Origin of the sequence: Streptomyces bikiniensis (genome assembly GCF_000716625.1) — a bacterium.
In the GTDB taxonomy this organism is placed as follows: domain Bacteria; phylum Actinomycetota; class Actinomycetes; order Streptomycetales; family Streptomycetaceae; genus Streptomyces; species Streptomyces bikiniensis.
Genome location: NZ_JNXJ01000004.1, coordinates 35509 through 56370 on the forward strand (window position 1 = coordinate 35509; position 20862 = coordinate 56370).

Below are 20862 nucleotides of genomic sequence, written 5' to 3' on the forward strand. Positions count from 1 at the left end.
CGGAAAATTGCAGAAACATCTTGCGCTGGCCGGAAGTTACCGCCGGTCGTCCCTTGCGTAAAGGGTTTCGGCAGGGTGGGCCGCGCCCCGGTGGGCATGGCTGAGGCACCCGCGGCGTCCGCGGGCGAGAGTCCGCGCGTCTGTGCCCGGGGGTGCGGTGAGACTTTCCCACCCTCCTGTGCCTGCTTGCCCGAATGTGCGACCGGACCCCGATCAGGGGCGCGGCCAGGGGCGGCCCTCCAGGCGTTCGATGTCGCGGTTGAAACGTTCCAGGAAGGCGGCGAAGCGGGCGACGTCCTCGGGGGACCAGTGCTCCATCACGCGCTCCAGGCCCGCGACGTTCGAGGACCGGTCGGCCTCCAGGCGGCGTTCGCCCTCCTCCGTGATGCGGAACTTGCGGGCGATGCCGCCGTCCGGGTCGGGGATGCGCTCCACGACCCCGGCGCGCAGCATCGCGGCGGTCTGCCGGTTGAGGGTGGACGCGTCGAGTCCGAAGGCCTCGCTGAGCTGCCCGATGGACATCGGCCCGTGCATCCGGATGCGGCTCAGCAGGACGTACGCGCTGCGGTCGAGCTGACCGCCGCCCGCGCGGGAGCGGGGCGCGTACAGGTGCGCGTGCCGGCCGAGCAGCATGGTCTCGAACTCGACCAGGTGAGTGGGCTTGTCCACCGGCTTGTCCACCGGCTTGTCCACGGGCTTTTCCATGGGGGCATTCTCTCCTGCGGCGATGCGATGTGCATCGTACACAGTTTGTGTATTCAGCAATTAATGTGCATGATGCATATGCATCGTCGTGAAGACCCGAGGAGAAGAACACGTGGACGGCTCCAAGCCCGACGCCCGACCCGGAGGCGTCGTCGGCGTCCTCGCGCTCGCGGGCATCGTGGCCGCACTCATGCAGACCCTGGTGGTGCCGCTCATCGGCGACCTCCCGAAGCTGCTCGACACCACCGCGTCCAACGCCTCCTGGGTGATCACCGCCACCCTCCTCGCGGGCGCCGTCGCCACCCCCGTCGCCGGCCGCCTCGGCGACACCCTCGGCAAGCGCCGGGTCCTGCTCGCCTCCGTGGTCCCGCTCGTCGCCGGCTCGGTCGTCTGCGCGCTCGCCTCCTCCGTCGTCCCGATGATCGTCGGACGCGGCCTCCAGGGCCTCGGCATGGGCGTCGTCCCCCTCGGCATCAGCCTGCTGCGCGACATCCTGCCGCCGGAGAGGCTGGGCGGCTCCATCGCCCTCATGAGCGCCTCCATGGGCGTCGGCGGCGCCCTCGGCCTGCCCTTCTCCGCCGCCGTCGCCGAGAACGCCGACTGGCGCGTCCTCTTCTGGGTCGCCGCCGGCCTCAGCCTCCTCGTCGGCGTCCTGATCCTGCGCCTCGTCCCCGCCGGCCGTCGCGCCGCCGCCCCCGGCCGCTTCGACCTGCCCGGCGCCCTCGGCCTCGGCACCGGCCTCGTCGCCCTGCTGCTCGCCGTCTCCAAGGGCGCGAACTGGGGCTGGGGCAGCGCCACCACCCTCGGCCTCCTCGCCGCCGCGGTCGTCGTCCTGCTCGCCTGGGGCGCGTGGGAGCTGCGTACCCCCGACCCCCTCGTCGACCTGCGGGTCACCGCCCGCCCGGTCGTCCTCATGACCAACGCCGCCTCGGTCCTGGTCGGCTTCGCCATGTACGCGCAGTCCCTGGTCGTCCCCCAGCTCTTCCAGCTCCCCGAGGCCACCGGCTACGGCCTCGGCCAGTCGATGATGGCCATGGGTCTGTGGATGGCCCCGGCCGGCCTGATGATGATGGTCCTGGCCCCGCTCGGCGCCAAGCTCTCCGCCGCCCGCGGCCCCAAGGTCACCCTCTCCCTCGGCGCCCTCGTCATCTCCGCCGGCTACGGCTCCTCCCTCGCCCTGATGGGCTCCACCTGGGGCCTGCTCGCCGTCACCCTCGTCTGCAACACCGGCGTCGGACTCGCCTACGGCGCCATGCCGGCGCTCATCATGGGCGCGGTGCCGCAGGAGGAGACCGCCTCGGCCAACAGCTTCAACACCCTGATGCGCTCCATCGGCACCTCCGTCTCCGCCGCCGTCATCGGCGTCGTCCTCGCCCAGATGACCACCACCCTCGGCGGCCACGCGCTGCCCTCCGAGGACGGCTTCCGCGTCGCCATGCTCATCGGCTGCGGGGTCGGCCTCGTGGCCGCGGCCGTCGCCGCCCTCATCCCGGCCCGCCCCGTCGCCGGCCCCGCCGACGCGGCGGACGCGGGTACGGAGGGGAACGGGACCGCCGCCGTACGCGCCTCCGCCGGAGCCGGAGCCGAAGCCCCCGCCTGACCCGGGCGCCGGACGCCGGAGGGCCCCGCCGACCGTGCGCCACGGCCGGCGGGGCCCTCACGGCCGTCCGGGGATCACGCCCCCCGGCCGTCCGGGATCACGCCCCCCCGGCCGTCCGGGGATCACGCCCCTCGGACGGCCGGGGGATCACGCCTCTCGACCGTCCGGGAAGTACGCCTCCTCAGTCCTCCGCCTCCAGCGTGAACAGCGCCCCGTCCGGGTCCCGCACCACCGCGCGCCGCACGCCGCCGCCCGGCTCGCGCACCCCGCCCCACTCGCCGCCCGGCACCACGGACCCGCCGTGCTCCAGCGTGGCCGCCTCCGCCGCCGCCAGATCGGGCACCCGGAAGCGCACCAGCCAGCGCGGCCGCAGCTGCGGCCGGGGGGACGCGGATTCGACCGGGCCGCTGTTCAGCCGGGCGACGGCCTCGCCGCCGTGCCGCAGCACCACCCGGTCGTCCTCGTACGACACCTCGCAGCAGTCCGGACTGCCGTCCGCCCACTTGAGCACCCCGCCGTAGAACACGGCCGCGTCGAACGCGTTGCGGGTGTGCAGTTCCACCCAGGCCGGCGCCTTCCGCTCGCCGATCTCCCAGCGCGACACCCGCCGCCCCTCCCAGACCGCGAAGGCCGCGCCCTCCGGGTCGGTGGCGAGCGCCGCGCGGCCCCGGGGCGGGAACGCGACCGGTCCCACGCCGACGGTGCCGCCGCGCTCCCGGATCCGCGCGACCGCCGCGTCGGCGTCGTCGACGGCGAAGAACACCGTCCAGGCGACCGGCACCTGCATCTCCGCCGCCACCGCCGCGATCCCGGCCACCGGCACCCCGTCCCGCTCGCCCACCGCGTACGCGTCGCCGAGGGCTCCGCGGCGGAAGGTCCAGCCCAGCACGGCCCCGTAGAACCGCTCCGCCGTACCGAGATCCCGTGCGGACAGGTTCAGCCAGCAAGGGGCTCCCATGGCCTCTCCGGTCGTCGGTTCCGCCACCGGCGCCACCTCCTCGTCGTCCTGCGTCCAGAGCGCGTCCGTCCCGACCAGAGTGCCCCTGCGTCCGGAGTGCGCCGTGCGCCCCTTCCCCGTTCCGCCGGCCCCCATGCGCGGATTCACCCACGTGCCGCCGATCACCACCCGGCCGAGGAGGATATGGCTCAGCCGAGGGGGACACGGGACAGCTGAGGGGGACACGGGTCAGTGGACCGCGTGCGCCGCCCGGGCCGCGTAGGCGCGGACGTCCGCGTCGGGGTCGTCGGCCGCCCCGGCCAGCGCGGCCCGGGCCGCCGGATCGTCCCGGTGGGCGAGGAGCGAGAGGACGGCCGCCTTCCGCACGTCCGCGTTCCCGTCCGCGAGCACCGGAGCCAGGGCCGGCACGGCGAGGGCGGCCGGGGCCGCCCGGAGCGCGGTCGCCGCCCCGGCCCGCACCTGCCAGGCGGGGGCGCCGAGCGCGCCGGCGGCCCGCGCCGCGTACTCCGGCGGGCAGCCGGCGCCGGCCAGGGCGGCGAGGGCCGCGCCCCCGACCAGCGGATCGGCGTCGTCGAGCAGCGGCGCGAGCGGACCGGGCCGGGGGTCCCGCACGGCCGCGAGGTCCCGGGCCACCGCGACCCGCACCTCGCGCGCCGGATCGGCGGCGGCCCGCGCCAGCTCCTCGACCGCGTCCACCGAGACCAGGGCCCGGACGGCCCCGACCCGTACGTCCACCTCCGCGTCGGCGAGCGCCGCCGCGTACAGCGGGGCGTCCCCGAGCCGCAGCGCCCGCAGGACGTCGAGCGCGGCGGCCCGCACGGCCGGATCGGGCACCCCGAGGGCCTTCCGCAGCCCTTCCCCGAGCACCGGTTCCGCCGGCAGCACCTCGACCAGCTCGCGCAGGGCCACCGCCGCGGCGGCCCGCACCCGGGGCGAGCCGTCCCGCAGCCGTGCGGCGAGCGCCGGACCGGTCCCGGCCGGAGCGGTCTCCCCGAGCGCGGTGACGGCGGCGGCCCGCACCGCCGGATCGGCGTCCTCCAGGTACGGACCGAGCACGTCCAGACCGGGGGAGTCCTCGACGAGCCCGAGCAGTTCGAGCAGCCGGGGAGAGGTCGCCGTCGCCGCCGGGTCCTCCGCCTCCGGTCCCTTCACCCCCGTGAGAGCGGTGTCGGCCGGCCGGGCCGCCGGGACCGCCTCCCGGGGCCCCGCCGTGGCCACCGGCACCAGCTCCACCTCGCCCAGGTGCCGCTCCGGACCGCCCGGCGGCGCGAACTCCGGCACCGGCACCACGTACGGCTCCACCGGCCGCGCCGTGAACTCCATCGCCCCGGAGGGCGACTTGCGCAGGTCCAGGTGGTGCAGCCAGCCCTCGTCGTCCCGCTCCGGGTGGTCCAGCCGCTCGTGGTAGAGCCCCCACCGCGACTCCGTCCGCGCCAGCGAGGCCCGCGCCGCCATTTCCGCGCAGTCCCGGATGAACGACACCTCCGCGCACCGCATCAGCTCGTGGGCCGTGCGCGCCCCCATCCCGGCGATCTCCCGGGACATCCGGTCGAACGCCTCCACGGCCAGGGAGAGCTTCGCGCCCGTCTTCGGCGGCGCGACGTAGTCGTTGACGAACCGTCGCAGCTTGTACTCGACCTGCGGCTGCGGAGGGCCGGACGGGTTCCGCAGCGGCCGGTAGATCAACTCGTGCGCGTCCAGGACCTGCCGGGCGTCGAGCTCCCCCTCGTACGCCGTGTACTCCGCCGCGTCCTCGCCCGCCAGGTCGCCGAAGACGAACGCGCCGATCATGTAGTTGTGCGGTACGGAGGCCAGGTCGCCGGCCGCGTACAGCCGGGGCACGGTCGTCCGGGCGTGCGCGTCCACCCGTACCCCCGAGGCCGAATGGCCGCCGCACAGGCCGATCTCGGAGATGTGCATCTCGACGTCGTGCGTCCGGTAGTCGTGGCCGCGCCCCTCGTGGAACGTGCCCCGGGTGGGGCGCTCCGTGGTGTGCAGGATCGACTCGACCGCGCCGACGGTCTCCTCCGGAAGGTGGCTCAGCTTCAGGTACACGGGCCCCCGGTCCGAGGCGAGTTCGGCCGCGAACTCGGCCATCATCTGCCCCGACCAGTAGTCCGACTCCACGAACCGCTCGCCGTGCCGGTTCACCTGGTACCCGCCGAACGGGTTGGCGACGTAGGCGCACGCCGGCCCGTTGTAGTCCTTGATCAGCGGGTTCACCTGGAAGCACTCGATCCCGGTGAGCGCCGCGCCCGCGTGGTACGCCATCGCGTAGCCGTCGCCCGCGTTCGTCGGGTTCTCGTACGTGCCGTACAGATAGCCCGAGGCGGGCAGTCCGAGCCGCCCGCACGCGCCCGTCGCCAGGATCACGGCCCCGGCCCGTACGATCACGAACTCGCCCGTACGGGTGTGGAATCCGGCGACGCCGACGGCCCGCCCGTCGTCCGGGTGGGTGAGGACCCGGACCGGCATGACCCGGTTCTCGATCCGGATCCGCTCCCGCATCTCGCGCCGCCGCAGCTGCCGGTAGAGGACCTTCTTGACGTCCTTGCCCTCCGGCATCGGCAGCACGTACGAGCCGGACCGGTGCACCTGCCGGACCGCGTACTCGCCGTGCTCGTCCTTCTCGAACTTCACCCCGTACGACTCCAGGCGCTGGACCATCGCGAAGCCCCGGGTCGCCGTCTGCCGGACGGTGGACTGGTCGACCAGGCCGTCGTTGGCGCGGGTGATCTCGGCGACGTAGTCGTCCGGTTCGGCCCGGCCCGGCACGACCGCGTTGTTGACGCCGTCCATCCCCATGGCGAGGGCGCCGGAGTGCCGGACGTGCGCCTTCTCCAGGAGCAGCACGCGCGCCCCGCGTTCGGCGGCGGTCAGCGCGGCCATCGTGCCGGCGGTCCCGCCGCCGACGACCAGCACGTCGCAGGAGAGCTCGGTCGCGCCGGCGGGGTCGGGGACGGTCAGGGGGGTGTCCACGGGGGTGCCTTTCGGGGTGCGGAGGGGTCCGGGCGGGGCCGGCCGGGACGGATCGGTCAGAGGGAGTCGAGGACGCGACGGCGCAGCGCGGCCGTCGCGGGCGCGCGCAGGGCGTCCCGCGCACGGGGGTGCGGCACGTCCAGGACCTCGCCGGACGCGAACAGGGCGACCCGGTCGCCGAGGTGGAGCGCCTCGTCCACGTCGTGGGTGACGAAGACGACGGTCGCGCCCGTCCCGCGCAGGATCTCCACCAGGAGGTCCTGCATCCCGGCCCGGGTGTGCGCGTCGAGCGCGCCGAACGGCTCGTCCATCAGGACCGCGCGGGGCCGCCCGGCCAGGGCGCGGGCCAGCTGGACCCGCTGCCGCTGTCCGCCGGACAGCCGGTGCGGCAGCTTGAGGGCGTGTTCGGCGAGCCCGACCCGCTCCAGCCACTCCTCCGCCGAACGGCGCCGCTCGGCCCGGGGCACCCGGCGGATCGCGAGCGGCAGTTCCACGTTGGCGCGGACCGTCCGCCACGGCAGCAGGGCGTCGTGCTGGAAGACGAGCGCCCGGTCGGCGCCGGGCCCGCGCACCGGCTCCCCGTCCTGCGTGACCCGCCCCTCCAGGGGCGGCAGCAGCCCGTTCAGGCGCCGCAGCCGCTCGATGCACAGCACGTCGGAGTGCTCGGGAAGGCCGAGCCGGTGGGCCACCGGGCCGGGCGCCCCGACCGGCCCCACGGTCCGCACCTCGTTGGTGACCCGGCCGTGCTCGTGCAGGGTCTTGGCGAGCCCCTGGAGCCGGTCCAGGCCGTGCGGGTACTTCTCGCCGACCACCACCGTGCCGACCCCCGGCTGCCGGTCGACCAACTGCTCGCCGCGCAGCAGGTCCAGGGCCTGCCGCACGGTGTTCCGGCTGGCCCGGTAGTCGGCCGCGATGACGTCCTCCAGGGGGAGGACCCCGCCGGGGAAGCCGCCCGCCAGGATCTGGTGGCGCAGCAGGTCGGCGAGCTGCCGCGCCCGGTCCGCCCGGAGGCGCCGGCGGCGGGCGGCGGCGACGGGGCGGGCGGCGGGAGCGTGTTCGGCGGGCATGACACGGAACGTAGCGGCGGACGGGAGCCGGTGGTGTTGCCGCAACATTGCGCCACCTGACGCCCCCTCCGCACGCCCCTGACCAGCGGATACGCCGGAGGGGCGGGGAGTTCCGCCACCCGTCCGCCCACCACGTGGACGGTCGGCCGCCCACGATGCGGATCCCGGTCGGCCGGGCCGCGGGGGAGTAATGGGGTCGACGCGCCGGGACGTTCCCCGGAGGATCGGCGCATGAGCCTTCTCGTACACACCTTCGTACGCGGCGCCGACGGCGAACGCGTCCTCCTGGAAGACCCCCCGGGCGGCCGGCACCTGGCCGGATTCGAGAGCACCCGCGCCCGCCTGTGGGGCTCAGAGGCGGTCCGCGCCCTGGGCGCCCGGTTCTTCCCACGGCTCGACGGCTGCGACCTCACCGTGGAACGGGACGAGATCGACGCCTTCCTCGCCGAGTGCGAGACGCTGCGCCCCCACCTCGACCACCTCGCCGAACAGGGCGGCTACCGCGCCGACCACGTCGCCGAGCGGTTCGAGAACATCGTCGCCGCCGCGCTGCGCGCCAGGGCGGAGGGCGGCGGGGTCCTCGTCTGGTGACGGCGACGCACTCGTACAGGAGGGGGCGTGACCGGATACCGGAACCCGCGGTCCGGAGGCCTGTCTGCGCGGCTGCCTCTTCCGGCTCGAACAGCGCCGCGAACCGCGCGACGGGGAAGCCCTTCCCCGGCTCCCGGGGTGAGCGCCGGCCGCCCGGCCCCGGCGGAAGGCCGAGGTCGGGGCTCAGGGAGCGACCGTCTCCGTGGTGATCAGTTCGACGAGGCCCGGGAGACCGCCCTCGGCCAGGGCGCGACGCTGGCGGTCGGCCGAGGTGCCCTTCTGGAGCAGCCGGTGCAGCAGGGACGACACCTCACGGGTGTCGCCCGACTCGTCCAGGGCGGGCGTGATGTGTTCGAGCAGCGAGCACAGCACGTCGCCCGCCCGGCGCGACCGCCCCTCCGGGTCCACGAGCAGACCGCTGAGACCGTGCCGGGCGGCGTGCCAGTTGGACGCCTGGAGGAGCTCGGGCGAGCAGTCGGGGAGCGGCGCCCCGGCCTTCTCCTCGTCGATCGCGGTGGCGACGAGCGCCCGCACGATCCCGGCGAACATGACCGCCTCGTCGGCGCGCAGCTGCACGTCGGCGCAGCGCACCTCGACCGTGGGATACCGGTCGGACAGACGGGCCTGCCAGTACAGCTGACCGGTGTCGGTGATGATGCCGGTGTCGAGCAGCGACCGCACGCGCTCCTCGTGGTCCGCGAGCGAGGTGAAGCGCGGCGGCGGGCCGCTGACCGGCCACCGGCCGAAGATCACCGTGCGCCAGCTGGCGAACCCGGTGTCGCCGCCGTCCCACAGGGGGGAGTTCGCGGACATGGCCACCAGGACCGGCAGCCAGACCCGGATGCGGCTCAGGACGGCGACGCCCATCTCGCGGTCCGGCACGGCCGCGTGCACGTGCATCCCGTTGACCAGCTGCTCCGCCACGAGCTGCGGGGCCTGGGAGGACATCGCCAGATAGCGGGCCTTGCGGGTGACCGGCACGGGCGCCGTCTCCCGGTAGGGGGCCGTCGCGCAGGCGGCGAGCAGGCAGCCGCTCTTCTCCGCCGCCATGCCCAGCGCGTGCCGCAGGCGCAGCAGGTGGCCGCCGACCTCCTCCAGGTCCGTGCACACCGGCGTCGCGACCTCCACCTGCGCCTGGAGCAGCTCCGACTGCACCTCGGAACCCTCGACGAGGGGCTGCAGTCCGGCGGACGCGCGCACCTGGTCCCCGAGCGGCACCGGAAGGCATGTGTCCGGATCGAGCAGCAAGTACTCTTCCTCGACCCCAATAGTGATCATGCCTCCCCGACTACCCCCGATCGGCCGGGGGAATCGGTCCTGCGGCATCCCTTTTCCGCAGGTCACGCGGGCGATACCGACCGGCTGCGGACGGTGAGGGAACACGCCGGCCCGCGCCGCCCGCCGCACCGCCCGGCTGCGGACCGCGAGGGGGAGCCCCCTCAGAGGCCCAGATGCCGCTGCATCCAGTCGGCGGCGGCCCGCCGGAACAGCCGCCGGTTGTCCGCCCGCCGGAACTCGTGCCCCTCGTCGCGCAGCGTGAGCATCTCCGCCGGCAGGCCCCGCTCCCGCGCGGCCCGCACCATCTGCTCCGACTCGCCCGGCGGGACGTTCGTGTCGTGCTCGCCGTGCACCGCGAGCAGCGGCACGCGCAGCGCGTCGACCCGGCTCATGGGGGACAGGGAGCGCAGCAGCTCCCGGTCGCGCACCGGATGCCCGTACTTGTGGGCCGCCGACTCGGCGATCCACGGCTCCGTCCCCGCGAAGAACGTCGAGAGGTCCGACATCCCGCACACCGCGACCCCGGTGCGGAACAGCTCCGGATGCCACACGAGGGACGCCATCGTCAGATAGCCGCCGTACGAGCGCCCCATCACCGCGAGGCGCGTCGGATCGGCCAGGCCTTCCAGGACCACGTGCGCCGCGCAGTCGGCCACGTCGTCGATCGCCGCGAACCGCCCCGTACCGAGGTCGGCGTCCACGAACGGCCTGCCCCAGCCGGACGAGCCGCGCACGTCGGGCGCGAAGACGTCCAGGCCCCGGCCGAGCAGCTCGTGGTACAGCGGGTCGAACACCGGCCGCTCCTGCTCCTCCGGCCCGCCGTGCAGATGGATCACGCACGGGCCCGGGCGCCCGGCGTCGCGCCCGGGCGCCCGGTAGTACCAGCCGCCCAGGCGCAGCCCGTCCCGGGCCGTCGGCCGCAGCGGCACGGGCCGTACGGGCGGCCTCCCCGGGGGCACGGCGTCCTCGTCCCGCGAGGACCACGGCGTGCGGGCCGACAGCGTCCCGGCCCCGGGAGGCGCCCACCACACGCCAGGGCGGCGCTGCGAGCCCGACAGGGCGAGGACCATGCCGCCCGGTCCGGCCCGGGTGATCCGGGTGACCACCTCGTGCGGCAGCGGCACCTCCCGGGGCCGGGCCGCCGTGGACAGGCTCAGGGCCTCCAGCTCGCTCGCGCCCCGCACGTTCCACGCGAGCGCGGCCGTGCGTCCGTCCTCGGCGAACGCGAGGAGTTCGAGGTCGCTGTCCTCGCGCTCGGCCACCACGGACAGGCCGACGCGCCCGCCGTCCTCGTCGAGCGTCGCCGCCAGGAGTGCCGCGAACCGCCGCTCGTGGTCGCTGCGCAGCCACAGGGTGCGGCCGTCCTGCGAGAACCGGCCGATCCAGGGGTCCCCGTCGCCGACCCGCAGGACGGACCCGGTCGTGAGGTCGGCGGTGCGCACCACCACCGCCTCCCGCCGGCCGCGCGGACCCCGGCGCACCAGGGCGAACCGCCCGTCCTGGTCGACGTCGCACACCCGCAGCGTCGCGGCCCCCGACTCGGCGGCGACGAGCACGGGCGATCCGAGCCCGGAGGGGTCGACCAGGTACGCGGTGAGCCGGTCCTGCGCCCCGCCGTCCAGGCCGCCCTCCTCGTGGACGGGTGCGTCCGACGCGCGGTCCGGTGCACCGGGTTCGTGAACCGGGCCCTCCGGCCCGTGCCCCGGCCCGCCGCCGTCCGGTCCCACCTCCCCGTGCCCCGCGCCGCCCAGCAGCGTGGCAGGGCCGTCGCGCTCCGCCCAGCCCGCGGGCAGGTCCCCGAACGCCGTCCCGTGGTCCGGGGCGGACGGCTCCGGAAGGACCGCGCGGACCGTGGGGCCCGTCGGGGGAGGCGGCTCGGCCACCGTGACCGCCACGGCCGAGCCGTCCCGCGTCCAGCAGCCCAGATAGGCGGAGCTGCCCGCGTCCGCGCCCGCCACGATCCGGCGGCCGGTGCCGTCCGGCCGTACGCACAGGACGCGGGTGTGCTCGCCGCCCCCCGGGGCGACCGTGTAGGCGATCCAGCGCCCGTCGGGGGACCAGGACACCTCCGTGACCGGGTCGGGGTCCGCGTCGAGGAGGTGGATCTCCGTGCCGTTCACGGCCCCGGTCCACAGCTGGGGGACGCCCGTCCGGTCGCAGATGAACGCCACCCACTCGCCCGTGGGGTCCGCGGACGGGTACCAGCAGCCGTGCGCCACCAGCGGCCGGGGCGTGTCGCGGGCCCCGGCCGCGTCGGCCAGCGGCACCGGCACGGGCGCCGCCGACATCGCCCCGATCAGTCGATCCCGTGCGTCTGCAGCCATATCTCCAGCAACGCCACGTGCCACAGGGCGTTCGCTCCTCGCTTCGTCCGGTGGTGGTCGGGGGCGGAGAGCAGCTCGGCGACGTACTCGTCCCGGAAGACGCCCCGCGCGCGTGCCTCCGGCGCGGACAGCGCCTGACGCACCCGTTCGAGGACGGGCCCCGCCATGTGGCGGATGGCCGGCACCGGGAAGTAGCCCTTGGGCCGGTCCACGACCTCGCGCGGCAGCACCTTGCGGCCCGCGTCCTTCAGGACGCCCTTGCCGCCCTGGGCCAGCTTCAGCTCCGGCGGGCAGGCCGCCGCCAGCTCGACCAGCTCGTGGTCCAGGAACGGCACCCGGGCCTCCAGGCCCCAGTCCATGGTCATGTTGTCCACGCGCTTGACCGGGTCGTCGACGAGCATGACGTGGGTGTCGAGCCGCAGCGCCGCGTCGAGCGCGGTCTCGGCCCCCGGCGCGGCCATGTGCTCGTGGACGAACCGGCCGGACTCGTCGTGGCCGGTCAGCAGGTGCGGCTGCAGGATCCGGGCGAAGTCGGAGTGCGGACGGTCGAAGTACACCTCCGCGTACCGCTCCGGCTCCCGCTCGCGCGGCACGGACGCCAGGTCCGGGTACCAGTGGTAGCCGGCGAACACCTCGTCGGCGCCCTGGCCGCTCTGGACCACGCTCACCTCCTTGGAGACCAGCTCCGAAAGCAGGTGGAACGCCACCACGTCATGGCTGATCATGGGCTCGCTCATGGCCAGGACCGCGCTGTCCAGGGCGGTCGACACCCGGTCCGAGGGGACCATCAGCTGGTGGTGCTCGGTGTCGTAGCGCCGGGCGATCAGATCGGAGTACGCGAACTCGTCGCCCTCCTCGCCGCCCTCCGACTCGAACCCGACGCTGAACGTCGCCAGGTCCCGCTGGCCCTCCTCGGCGAGCAGCGCCACGATCAGGGACGAGTCGAGGCCGCCGGAGAGCAGCACGCCGACCGGCACGTCGGCGACCATCCGGCGGCGCACCGCCGTCCGCAGCGCGTCCAGGACCGCGTCGCGCCAGTCGGCCGCGTCCATGCCCGCGTACTCGGCACGGCGGGTGTACGACGGCTGCCAGTAGACCCGGTCGCGGTACGTGCCGTCCGGCTCCACCACGCGCACCGTGGCGGGCGGCAGCTTGCGCACCCCGTTGAGGACGGTGCGCGGGGCCGCCACCGTGGCGTGCCAGCTCAGGTACTGGTGCAGGGCCACCGGGTCCAGGGACGTGTCGACGCCGCCGCCCGCGAGCAGCGCGGGCAGGGTGGAGGCGAACCGCAGCCGGCCGGGGGCGTGGGACAGGTACAGGGGCTTGATGCCCAGCCGGTCGCGGGCCAGGACGAGCCGGCCGGTGTCGTTCTCCACGATGGCGAACGCGAACATGCCCTTGAAGCGGTCGACGCAGTCGACGCCCCACTGATGGTACGCCTTGAGGACCACCTCGGTGTCCGAGGTGGAGAAGAACCGGTGCCCCAGGGTCTCCAGCTCCCGCCGGAGCTCCTGGTAGTTGTACACGCACCCGTTGAACACGCCCGTGAGCCGGGCCTCGGCGTCCGCCATCGGCTGGGCGCCGCGCTCGGACAGATCGATGATCTTGAGCCGGCGGTGCCCCAGGGCCACCGGGCCCTGCGACCAGACGCCCCGGCCGTCGGGGCCCCGGGCCGCCAGGCGATCGGTCATGCGCTCGACCGCGGCCACGTCGGGCCGCCGGTCGTCGAAACGTATCTCACCGCTCAGACCGCACATGTCACATCCGTCCGTCGTTCCCCCGCCGCCCCCGGCGCGTCCGGGGCCTCGCAGCCCTCCTCGACCTCATGTGCATCGCTCACTGCAGACTCCTCGAAGACAGGGAGCAGGCGTCCGCGCGCCCCTCGGTACGGAGCACACGGCGACCCGCTCCGTATCGCGAGTGCCCGGCAGGGCCGGGATCATGCCTTCCGGAGCGTCACGCCGCGTACACCCTCCGTCCTCGCCACCTGGGGTTTTTGTCCCATTCGGCGGGGCAGTCGAAGCAGCATGGACCACTCACAAGCACCCGTGCTCGACGCGCTGGCCGCCTATCACGCGGAGAACCAGACCCCCTTCACCCCGCCCGGCCACAAGCAGGGCCGCGGCGCGGACGCCCGCGTGCGCGCGGTCCTCGGCGACGCCGTCTTCCGGTCCGACGTGCTGGCCACCAGCGGTCTGGACGACCGCACGTCGTCCAGGGGCGTCGTGGAGAAGGCGCAGGAGCTGATGGCGGACGCCGTCGGCGCGGAGCACACCTTCTTCTCGACCTGCGGCAGCTCGCTCTCGGTCAAGGCCGCCATGCTGTCCGTCGCCGGACCCCACGAGAAGCTCCTGGTGGGACGGGACGCGCACAAGTCCGTGGTGTCCGGTCTCGTCCTCGCCGGGATCGTGCCGGTCTGGGTGGACCCCCAGTGGGACGCCGGACTCCACCTCGCCCACCCGCCGTCCGCCGACGCCTTCCGCGCCGCCTTCGCCGAGCATCCGGACGCCCGGGGCGCCCTGGTCACCACACCGACCCCGTACGGCACCTGCTCCGACCTGTCCGCCATCGCCGAGGCCTGCCACGAACACGGCGTGCCGCTCATCGTCGACGAGGCGTGGGGCGCCCACCTGCCGTTCCACCCGGACCTGCCGACCTGGGCCATGGACGCCGGCGCGGACGTGTGCGTGACCTCCGTGCACAAGATGGGCTCCGGCCTCGAACAGGGCTCGGTCTTCCACCTCCAGGGCGACCTGATCGATCCCGAGGTCCTCAAGAACCGCGAGGACCTCCTGGGCACCACCAGCCCCTCCGTCCTCATGTACGCGGCCCTCGACGGCTGGCGCCGCCAGATGGTCCAGCACGGCCACGCCCTCTACGACGACGCGCTCTCCCTGGCCAAGACGGTACGGACGCGGATCGACGGCTTCGACGGCATGCGCGTCCACGGGCGCGACGACTTCTGCGGCCCCGGCCGCGCGGCCGACCTCGACCCCCTCCAGGTCATCGTGGACGTCACCGGCCTCGACACCACCGGCTACCGCGTCGCCGACTGGATCCGCGAGCGCCACCACGTCAACTTGCACCTGTCCGACCACCGCCGCACCAGCGCCCAGCTCACCCACGCGGACGACATCCACAGCGCCCAGCTCCTGCTGGACGCCCTGCGCGACGCCGCCGCGCACGCCGACGAGCTGCGCCCCGCGCCCCGGGTGGAGGTCCCCGACCCGGCGGACCTGCGCCTGGAGCAGGTGATGCTGCCGCGCGACGCCTTCTTCGGGCGGGTCGAGCAGGTGCCCCTGGAGAAGGCCGTCGGACGGGTGGCCGCCGAGATGCTCACGCCCTATCCGCCCGGCATCCCCGCCGCCCTGCCCGGCGAGAGGCTGAACGCCGAGGTCCTCCAGTACCTGCGCAGCGGCGTCGAGGCCGGAATGGTCGTACCGGACGCGGCCGACACGGAGGTCAGGACCGTACGCGTGACCGTCGAGGACTGACACCCTCCGCCTCCCCCGGCGCCGGGGGAGGCGGGATGACCGTCACAGTCCCGCGGCGGCCTTCTCCCGGAAGCGGTCCCAGGCCCGCTCCGGCACGTCGGGCCGCAGCAGCACGTCCACCGCCGTGCAGGCGAGCGCCTCGGCCGCCGCCAGCATCGCCCGCCGCGCCCGCGGCCCGGCGGCCGCCTCCGCGAACTCCGGCGTGTGGTCCGAACCGTCCGCGCCCATGATCGCGAGGAACGGGTGGATCGCGGGCACGCGCGTACTGACGTTCCCGATGTCCGACGATCCCAGGTAGACGCCCGCCACGGGCTCCGACAGCGTGATCCCCGACCGCTCCAGGTGCCCGGCGAAGAGACCGGAGAGCACGTCGTTGTCCCGGAAGTGCTCGTAGCGGCCGGCCGCGTCGGTCACCTCCACCGTCGTCCCGGTGGCGAGGGCCACGCCCCGGGCGCACGTGCGCAGCTCCTCCACCAGCTCCTCCAGGGCGGCCGTGGTCCCGCCGCGCAGCCCGAAGAGGCCTTCCGCGTACTCGGGGACGATGTTCGTGGCCCGGCCCCCGTCCGTGACGATCCCCTGGACGTGCGACCCGGACGGCAGGCGCTTGTGCAGCACGCCGAGCGCGTTGAACAGCTGGATCAGGGCGCCGAGCGCGTCGATCCCCTCCGTGGGGCTGCCCGTCGGATGCGCGGCCCGCCCGTGGAACCCCACCCTGATCTGCGCGCTGGCCGTCAGCGGGGCCCACCTCCAGTCGTACACGCCGGGATGGAACATCAGCGCCGCGTCCACCCCCTCGAACAGGCCCGCCGCCACCTCCGCGACCTTCCCGCCGCCGCGTTCCTCGGCCGGGGCCCCGACCGCGAGCAGCGTCCCCCCGGTCCCGTCCCCGCCCTCACCGAGCGCCGCCCGCGCGGCGAGCGCCGCGCCGAGCCCGGCCGCCGCGATCAGGTTGTGCCCGCAGGCGTGGCCGAGCAGCGGCAGCGCGTCGTACTCCATCAGCAGGGCGACACACGGCCTCCCGCCCGCCGTGCCCCCTTCGCCTCCTCCACTGCCGCCCGCGCGCGCGGCGAAGGCGGTCGGCAGCCCCGCCACGCCGCGCTCCACCCGGAACCCCTCCCGTTCCAGCTCGTCCGCGAGGAGCCGGGACGCCCCGTGCTCCTCGTAGGCCGTCTCGGGTTCGCGGTGCAACGCGAGGCCCACGTCCCAGAGGCGGTCCGCCCGGGCGGCCACCTCCTCCCGGACGCGGGCGTACACGGACTCCGGGTCACGGGCCTCGGGAGCGCGTGCTTCCGGGGTGCGGGACATGGGGCCTCCTCCGATGCGAACGGTCGCCGACACCCCGCGTCTTCCACGTCCGGCGCGCACGATGCCCGGAGCGGCCGCTTCGTCTCCGGAGCCCCGGAACGCGCACGTACATCCCCGCGGGACGGGTAGGAGCGGCGGACACGAGCATGCACCGAGGACGGGAGAGGCGTGTCCGAATCGAAGACCCGGGCGGGCGACTGGTGCCGGCGCCGGTGGCACACCGTCCGCACGTCCCTCGAGGAGGCGGTACGGGGACCCGGCGAGGCCCGCGACGGAGTGCTGCTCCTGGTCAAGGGGGCCGCCGCCGCGACCGTGGCCTGGTGCCTCTCCTCGTGGCTGCTGCCCGTGAACGTCACGGCGTTCGCCCCGTTCACGGCGCTCCTCGCCCTCCAGGCGACGGTCTACCGCTCGGTGTGGGAATCGGCCCAGTACCTGGGCGCGATGGCGGTCGGCACGGCGGTGGCGGCGGGGTTCGGCAGCACCGTCGGCGTCCACGCCTGGACCCTCTGCGTCCTGGTCTTCGTCGCCCTCGGGGTGGCCCGCCTCCGCCTCCTCGGAGGGCAGGGCGCCCAGATCCCGGTGGTGGCCCTCTTCGCCTTCGCGGGCGGCGGCGGACGGGTCGACTACATCGGCCATCTGGTCGCGTCCGCCGCCATCGGGGTGTGCTGCGGCCTCGCCGCCCACTTCGCCGTCGCTCCCCCGCCGCACACGGACACGGCACGGCGCCGGGTCGAGGAGCTGACCGCCCGCACGCAGACCCTCCTGCGCGACCTGGCCGGAACCGCCGAGCGGAAGACGGCCGGCGAGGACGTACGGGGGGAGGACTGGCCGCGCCGCTGCGAGGAGCTGGCCGCACAGGCGGCGGACGCGCGCTCCGTGCTCGAAAGGGAGCAGGAGAACGCCAGGCTCAACCCCCGCCGTCCCTGGAACAGCGCCCAGGCGTCCCTCCGGCGCTGCCACGAGACCATCGGCATGATCGAGCGCATCGGCACCCACGTCCGCTCCATCGGCCGTGCCCTGACGTACGAGCCCCGGACCCCCGAGCCGTCCGGGCCCCGGCGTGCCTTCGAGGCGTCCGTCTCGGCGGACTTCGCCGCCTCCTACGCCGAACTGCTGCACGCCACCGCCGAAGGGCTCGAATGCCTCGCCCCGCCCCGGGGACCGGACGACCCCGCCCGGCTCCGCCGCCGCGTCGAGGAGGCCGAGCGCCGCTACGAGGAGGTGGTGACCACCGCCCGGTCCGGCCGGGAGGGGGAGTGGCCCGTGCACGGCACGGTCCTCGTGGAGGCGGCGCGCATCCTGGAGGAGATCAGGCACACGTCGGACCTCGTCGCCGACACGCGCGGCTGAGACGCCGACACGCACGGCCGATGCGCCAGTCCGCGCGACCGGCCCGTCGGCCTCTGCCGCCAGGAACGCACGGCCGGTCCCCGCACCCCTGTGACAGGCCTGTTACCGGAAGGGTGGCTTCCGTCACAGGCGGGGCGGGGAGGGGCTGATCAACTCTCCCCATGCGCCGCACCCTTCTCCCCGCCGCCTTCCTTCCCGCCATCGGCCTGCTGCTGCTCACGGCCTGCGGGACCGAACGACAGGGGACCGCCACCGACGCGAGCCCTTCCGCCGCGCAGGACTGCGGGGACGGGACGGGCACCGGGACGGCCGGCGCCGGGACGGGCTCGCCGGACGGCGAGGAGGTCGTGATCGTCGGTACGGGCACGAAACCCTTTGCCGGCCGGACCCGCCCCTGCGCCACGTACTCCGTCACCAACCGCGGGACCGAGCCCCTCACCTACACGGTCACGCTCCAGTTCCTGTCGGCGGAGACGGGCACCGGTCTCGCGATGCCGCAGGAGACCGTCCGGGACGTCGCCCCCGGCCGGACCGTGCGCCGCACCGTCGTCCCCGACGACATCCATCCGGACGCGGAGACGGGGCAGGTGCGCGCGAAGGTCCTCACGGTGCGGAGCGTCCCGGTGGCCGAGGAGCCCTCCCGGGGAGGCACCTGCCCGCCCACGGGCGTGCGCGTGTACGCCGACGACGGCGACGCCGCCATGGGCCTGCGCGTCGTCGGTCTCCACCTGGAGAACTGCGGCACCCGGCCGTACCGCATCGAGGGCCACCCCCGCGTCGAGGTCCTGGACGAGGCCCACGACCGGGTCGACGGCGTGGCGGTCCTCAAGGGGGGTGACGCGATCGCGTCCGGTACCGGGGCCGACGGCGCCCCCGAGCGGCTGGTCCTCGCGCCGGGCGAGCGCGCCCAGGCGGGTCTGGTCTGGCGCAACACCGTGGACGGCGTGACCGACGGCCCCGTGAACGCCCCCTACGCGCGCGTGTGGGCGCAGCCCGGCGCCGCCCCGGTGATGGTGACCCCCGAATTCGACCTGGGGACGACGGGGAAGCTCGGCGTCGGCCCCTGGAAGAAGGCGAGGAAGGAGCAGAAGGGGGCGGGAGAGGCGAGGCCCGGCGGACGTCAGCGGGACGACAGCGGGACGTGAGCGGCGGACGGCAGGCTGATCCGGGCCGGCGGACCGGGACGGCTCCCGGCACGCGCCGCTCCGGGCCCGCCCGGACGGAGGGGGACGGGACCCGACCGGGCCGGACCCGGAGCGAGCCGTGGGGATCGCCCCGGGCCCCGCCCGGGTCGGAACCGTGCCGTGTCCCGGCCGCCCCCCAAAACAGCCGCCCTCCCCGGCGGCCCCGCCCGGTCGGAACCGTGCCGTGTCCCGGCCGCCCCCCAACAGCCGCCCTCCCCGGCGGCCCAGTCCCCGGCGGCCGTCCCCGGCAGCCCTCAGCTCGTGACCGTGACCATCGTGGCCGCCATGACCGCGACCATCGCCGCCTGCATGTCGCGGATCGCGCGGCGCACGTCCTCGGCCGCCCACTGACCGGCCGCGATCTCCTCCAGGCGCGGGGCGATCTCCCTGCGCGGCACGTCGGGAAAGGCCACGCGGTGCAGCTTCGCCCCGTGCACGAGGGCGAGGAGGCCCGCCGTGCGCGTGTCGGGCTCGGCGCCGCCGAGGACCACGGCCCCCAGCCGGTCCCGCAGCTCGCGCTCCACGGAGCCGTCCGCCTCCGGGTAGCGGGTGACGGGGAAGAGCCCCAGGACCCTGCGCTGCTCGGCCCGGACGAGCCCCCGCCCCTGCAGGCTCTCGGTCGTGGCCTTCACGGCCCTGGGGCAGTCCTTCGTCAGCCACTCCGTGGCCTTCGGGGCCCGCCTCCTCCGCCCCGCCCACTCGGTGATCAGCCGCAGCCGCTCGTCGAGGAGCGGGACGTCCGTGGGCGTCTTGTCCGCCACCCGGAGGCGTCCCCCGTCGACCGCCACGCGCCCGGCCAGGACGAGGTCGAGCAGGAGGCCGCCGGCGACGGCCCACGCGGCGGACTGCTTCTCCTTCGCGGCACCCGACCCGTCGTCGAGCGAGAGCAGCATGATCTCCTCCGCGAGCGTGACCGTCACCCGGTACCTCCTGCTGTCGTACGTTCCCGGCGCCCGTTCTTCCGGCCGGCCGTCTTCTCGCACGGAAGGACGGCGGAACGTTTCCCCCTGGTTCCCGTCGTGGAGGGCCGTCGTTGGTCTGGACCTCCCGGGCGCGGGACGCCAAGCTCTCCGTATGGACTTGGAGCTGAGGCACCTCAAGACGATCCGGGCCATCGCGGACGCGGGGAGTCTCACCCGCGCCGCCACCGCGCTCGGCCTCGCGCAGCCCGCCCTCAGCGCCCAGCTCAAGCGGATCGAACGCGCCCTGGGCGGCGAGCTGTTCGAGCGGGGCCGGGAGGGCGTGCGGACCACGGCCCTCGGCGACCTCGTCCTGGAACGCGCCCGCGTGGTGCTGCCCGCCGTGTGCGAACTCCAGGAGGAGGCGGTGCGGTTCGCCCGGGACGGGGCGGAGGGCTACCGGCTCGGCGGCACGCACGGCCCGCTGCTCGGCGGCCTCGTCGACCGGATCGCCCGCACCGACCCCGGGGCGCCGGTCACGACGTACACCTCCTGGTCGGAGCGGGAGATCGCCGGCGGGGTGGTCGCGGGCCGGCTCGACTTCGCCCTCGTCGGGGTCTGCGGCGAGAGCGGCCCGCCCGAGGCGGGCCGGCTCGCCTGGACGGAGGTCGCCCGCGATCCGGTCTACGTGATGCTGGCCGCCGACCACCCGCTGGCGCCCCGCGCCGAGATCGACCTGGCCGAACTGGCGGCGGAGGCCTGGACCGACGTGCCGGGCGACGGCTGTTTCGGCGACTGCTTCGCCGCCGCGTGCGTACGCGCCGGGTTCACCCCGGCCTGCGTGTACGAGACGGACACCGCCTCCTGTGTGCACCTGGTCCAGGTCGGCCGGGCCGTCGGCCTGTGCCGGGCCACCTTCCCCGTCACCCCCGGCCTCGTGACCCGGCCCCTCGCCGGCGCGCCGCTGATCTGGCGCCACCTGCTCGGCTGGCACCCCGAGGGCCGGGCCGCCGGCCGCGCCGCCGCCGTACTGCACCACACCAGGGCCGCCCACGAGGAGGCCCTGGCCCGCAGCGCCGGCCGCACGACGACCCCGGCGCCCCGCGAGGGCACCCCGCGCTGACGCGC

Annotated in this window: 15 protein-coding genes and 1 pseudogene; 6 read left to right on the forward strand and 10 right to left on the reverse strand. The window is 75.2% G+C overall.

All coding sequences use genetic code 11. The features are described 5' to 3' along the window. Positions 1-213: 213 nt before the first annotated feature. Positions 214-705: a MarR family winged helix-turn-helix transcriptional regulator gene (locus tag OO47_RS03515; RefSeq protein WP_407696271.1), complete on the reverse strand. Its 492-nt coding sequence runs from the start codon at positions 703-705 to the stop codon at positions 214-216. Between the two features lie 112 nt (positions 706-817). Here OO47_RS03515 and OO47_RS03520 point away from each other — a divergent pair, with 112 nt between their 5' ends. Further along, entirely contained in the window at positions 818-2305 is a 1488-nt protein-coding gene (locus OO47_RS03520; protein ID WP_030212126.1) for an MFS transporter, read from the forward strand. Positions 2306-2486: 181 nt separating this feature from the next. On the opposite strand, the gene OO47_RS03525 is transcribed toward OO47_RS03520, so the two are convergent. The 4 genes and pseudogenes from OO47_RS03525 to OO47_RS38700 all read right to left on the reverse strand — a co-directional run. Next, positions 2487-3263 carry a VOC family protein gene (locus OO47_RS03525; protein ID WP_051715903.1) on the reverse strand — a complete coding sequence of 259 codons (777 nt, stop codon included), beginning with the start codon at positions 3261-3263 and terminating at the stop codon, positions 2487-2489. 228 nt (positions 3264-3491) lie between these two features. Further along, positions 3492-6242 (reverse strand): fumarate reductase/succinate dehydrogenase flavoprotein subunit, encoded by a 2751-nt coding sequence (locus OO47_RS03530; protein ID WP_234323069.1) that lies wholly within the window; start codon positions 6240-6242, stop codon positions 3492-3494. Between the two features lie 56 nt (positions 6243-6298). After that, the gene (locus OO47_RS37585; protein WP_407696278.1) at positions 6299-7087 is read right to left on the reverse strand and encodes an ATP-binding cassette domain-containing protein; all 789 of its coding nucleotides are present in this window, start codon (positions 7085-7087) and stop codon (positions 6299-6301) included. After that, positions 7064-7357, reverse strand: a pseudogene (locus OO47_RS38700) (GntR family transcriptional regulator); the annotation flags it as partial. The pseudogene OO47_RS38700 and the gene OO47_RS37585, both read right to left, overlap by 24 nt. 183 nt (positions 7358-7540) lie before the next feature. Here OO47_RS38700 and OO47_RS03545 point away from each other — a divergent pair. Further along, positions 7541-7900 (forward strand): hypothetical protein, encoded by a 360-nt coding sequence (locus OO47_RS03545; protein ID WP_030212140.1) that lies wholly within the window; start codon positions 7541-7543, stop codon positions 7898-7900. A gap of 183 nt (positions 7901-8083) precedes the next feature. Here OO47_RS03545 and OO47_RS03550 read toward each other — a convergent pair whose 3' ends face one another. The 3 genes from OO47_RS03550 to OO47_RS03560 form a co-directional block, all read right to left on the reverse strand. Continuing rightward, positions 8084-9178 carry a carboxylate-amine ligase gene (locus OO47_RS03550; RefSeq protein ID WP_030212143.1) on the reverse strand — a complete coding sequence of 365 codons (1095 nt, stop codon included), beginning with the start codon at positions 9176-9178 and terminating at the stop codon, positions 8084-8086. A gap of 161 nt (positions 9179-9339) precedes the next feature. After that, the gene (locus tag OO47_RS03555) at positions 9340-11502 is read right to left on the reverse strand and encodes a S9 family peptidase (protein WP_030212145.1); all 2163 of its coding nucleotides are present in this window, start codon (positions 11500-11502) and stop codon (positions 9340-9342) included. Then, positions 11475-13259, reverse strand: a complete 1785-nt coding sequence (locus OO47_RS03560; RefSeq protein WP_030212148.1) for an N-acetylglutaminylglutamine amidotransferase — start codon at positions 13257-13259, stop codon at positions 11475-11477. The genes OO47_RS03555 and OO47_RS03560 overlap by 28 nt, the downstream gene beginning before the upstream one ends. 270 nt (positions 13260-13529) lie before the next feature. Here OO47_RS03560 and OO47_RS03565 point away from each other — a divergent pair, with 270 nt between their 5' ends. Then, the gene (locus OO47_RS03565) at positions 13530-14996 is read left to right on the forward strand and encodes an aminotransferase class I/II-fold pyridoxal phosphate-dependent enzyme (RefSeq protein WP_030212151.1); all 1467 of its coding nucleotides are present in this window, start codon (positions 13530-13532) and stop codon (positions 14994-14996) included. 42 nt (positions 14997-15038) lie between these two features. On the opposite strand, the gene OO47_RS03570 is transcribed toward OO47_RS03565, so the two are convergent. After that, positions 15039-16301 carry an amidohydrolase gene (locus OO47_RS03570; protein WP_030212154.1) on the reverse strand — a complete coding sequence of 421 codons (1263 nt, stop codon included), beginning with the start codon at positions 16299-16301 and terminating at the stop codon, positions 15039-15041. A 168-nt stretch (positions 16302-16469) separates the two neighbouring features. Here OO47_RS03570 and OO47_RS03575 point away from each other — a divergent pair, with 168 nt between their 5' ends. Next, complete coding sequence (locus OO47_RS03575) at positions 16470-17651, forward strand: FUSC family protein (protein ID WP_051715866.1); 1182 nt, start codon at positions 16470-16472, stop codon at positions 17649-17651. A gap of 161 nt (positions 17652-17812) precedes the next feature. Beyond that, entirely contained in the window at positions 17813-18796 is a 984-nt protein-coding gene (locus OO47_RS03580) for a DUF4232 domain-containing protein (protein WP_063831874.1), read from the forward strand. 293 nt (positions 18797-19089) lie between these two features. Here the strand turns inward: OO47_RS03580 and OO47_RS03585 are convergent, their stop codons facing one another. Continuing rightward, positions 19090-19755, reverse strand: a complete 666-nt coding sequence (locus tag OO47_RS03585) for a GOLPH3/VPS74 family protein (protein ID WP_030212160.1) — start codon at positions 19753-19755, stop codon at positions 19090-19092. Between the two features lie 154 nt (positions 19756-19909). Between OO47_RS03585 and OO47_RS03590 the strand changes: the two genes are divergently transcribed. Continuing rightward, complete coding sequence (locus tag OO47_RS03590) at positions 19910-20857, forward strand: LysR family transcriptional regulator (protein ID WP_033207962.1); 948 nt, start codon at positions 19910-19912, stop codon at positions 20855-20857. Positions 20858-20862 lie beyond the last annotated feature (5 nt).

Bases quoted from the DNA above. Each gene is read 5' to 3' on its own strand.
- OO47_RS03515 (WP_407696271.1), bottom strand. From the start codon at position 705: ATGGAAAAGCCCGTGGACAAGCCGGTGGACAAGCCGGTGGACAAGCCC.
- OO47_RS03560 (WP_030212148.1), bottom strand. From the start codon at position 13,259: ATGTGCGGTCTGAGCGGTGAGATACGTTTCGACGACCGGCGGCCCGAC.
- OO47_RS03545 (WP_030212140.1), top strand. From the start codon at position 7,541: ATGAGCCTTCTCGTACACACCTTCGTACGCGGCGCCGACGGCGAACGC.
- OO47_RS03590 (WP_033207962.1), top strand. From the start codon at position 19,910: ATGGACTTGGAGCTGAGGCACCTCAAGACGATCCGGGCCATCGCGGAC.
- OO47_RS03580 (WP_063831874.1), top strand. From the start codon at position 17,813: ATGCGCCGCACCCTTCTCCCCGCCGCCTTCCTTCCCGCCATCGGCCTG.
- OO47_RS03525 (WP_051715903.1), bottom strand. From the start codon at position 3,263: ATGGGAGCCCCTTGCTGGCTGAACCTGTCCGCACGGGATCTCGGTACG.
- OO47_RS03555 (WP_030212145.1), bottom strand. From the start codon at position 11,502: ATGGCTGCAGACGCACGGGATCGACTGATCGGGGCGATGTCGGCGGCG.
- OO47_RS03570 (WP_030212154.1), bottom strand. From the start codon at position 16,301: ATGTCCCGCACCCCGGAAGCACGCGCTCCCGAGGCCCGTGACCCGGAG.
- OO47_RS03550 (WP_030212143.1), bottom strand. From the start codon at position 9,178: ATGATCACTATTGGGGTCGAGGAAGAGTACTTGCTGCTCGATCCGGAC.
- OO47_RS03565 (WP_030212151.1), top strand. From the start codon at position 13,530: ATGGACCACTCACAAGCACCCGTGCTCGACGCGCTGGCCGCCTATCAC.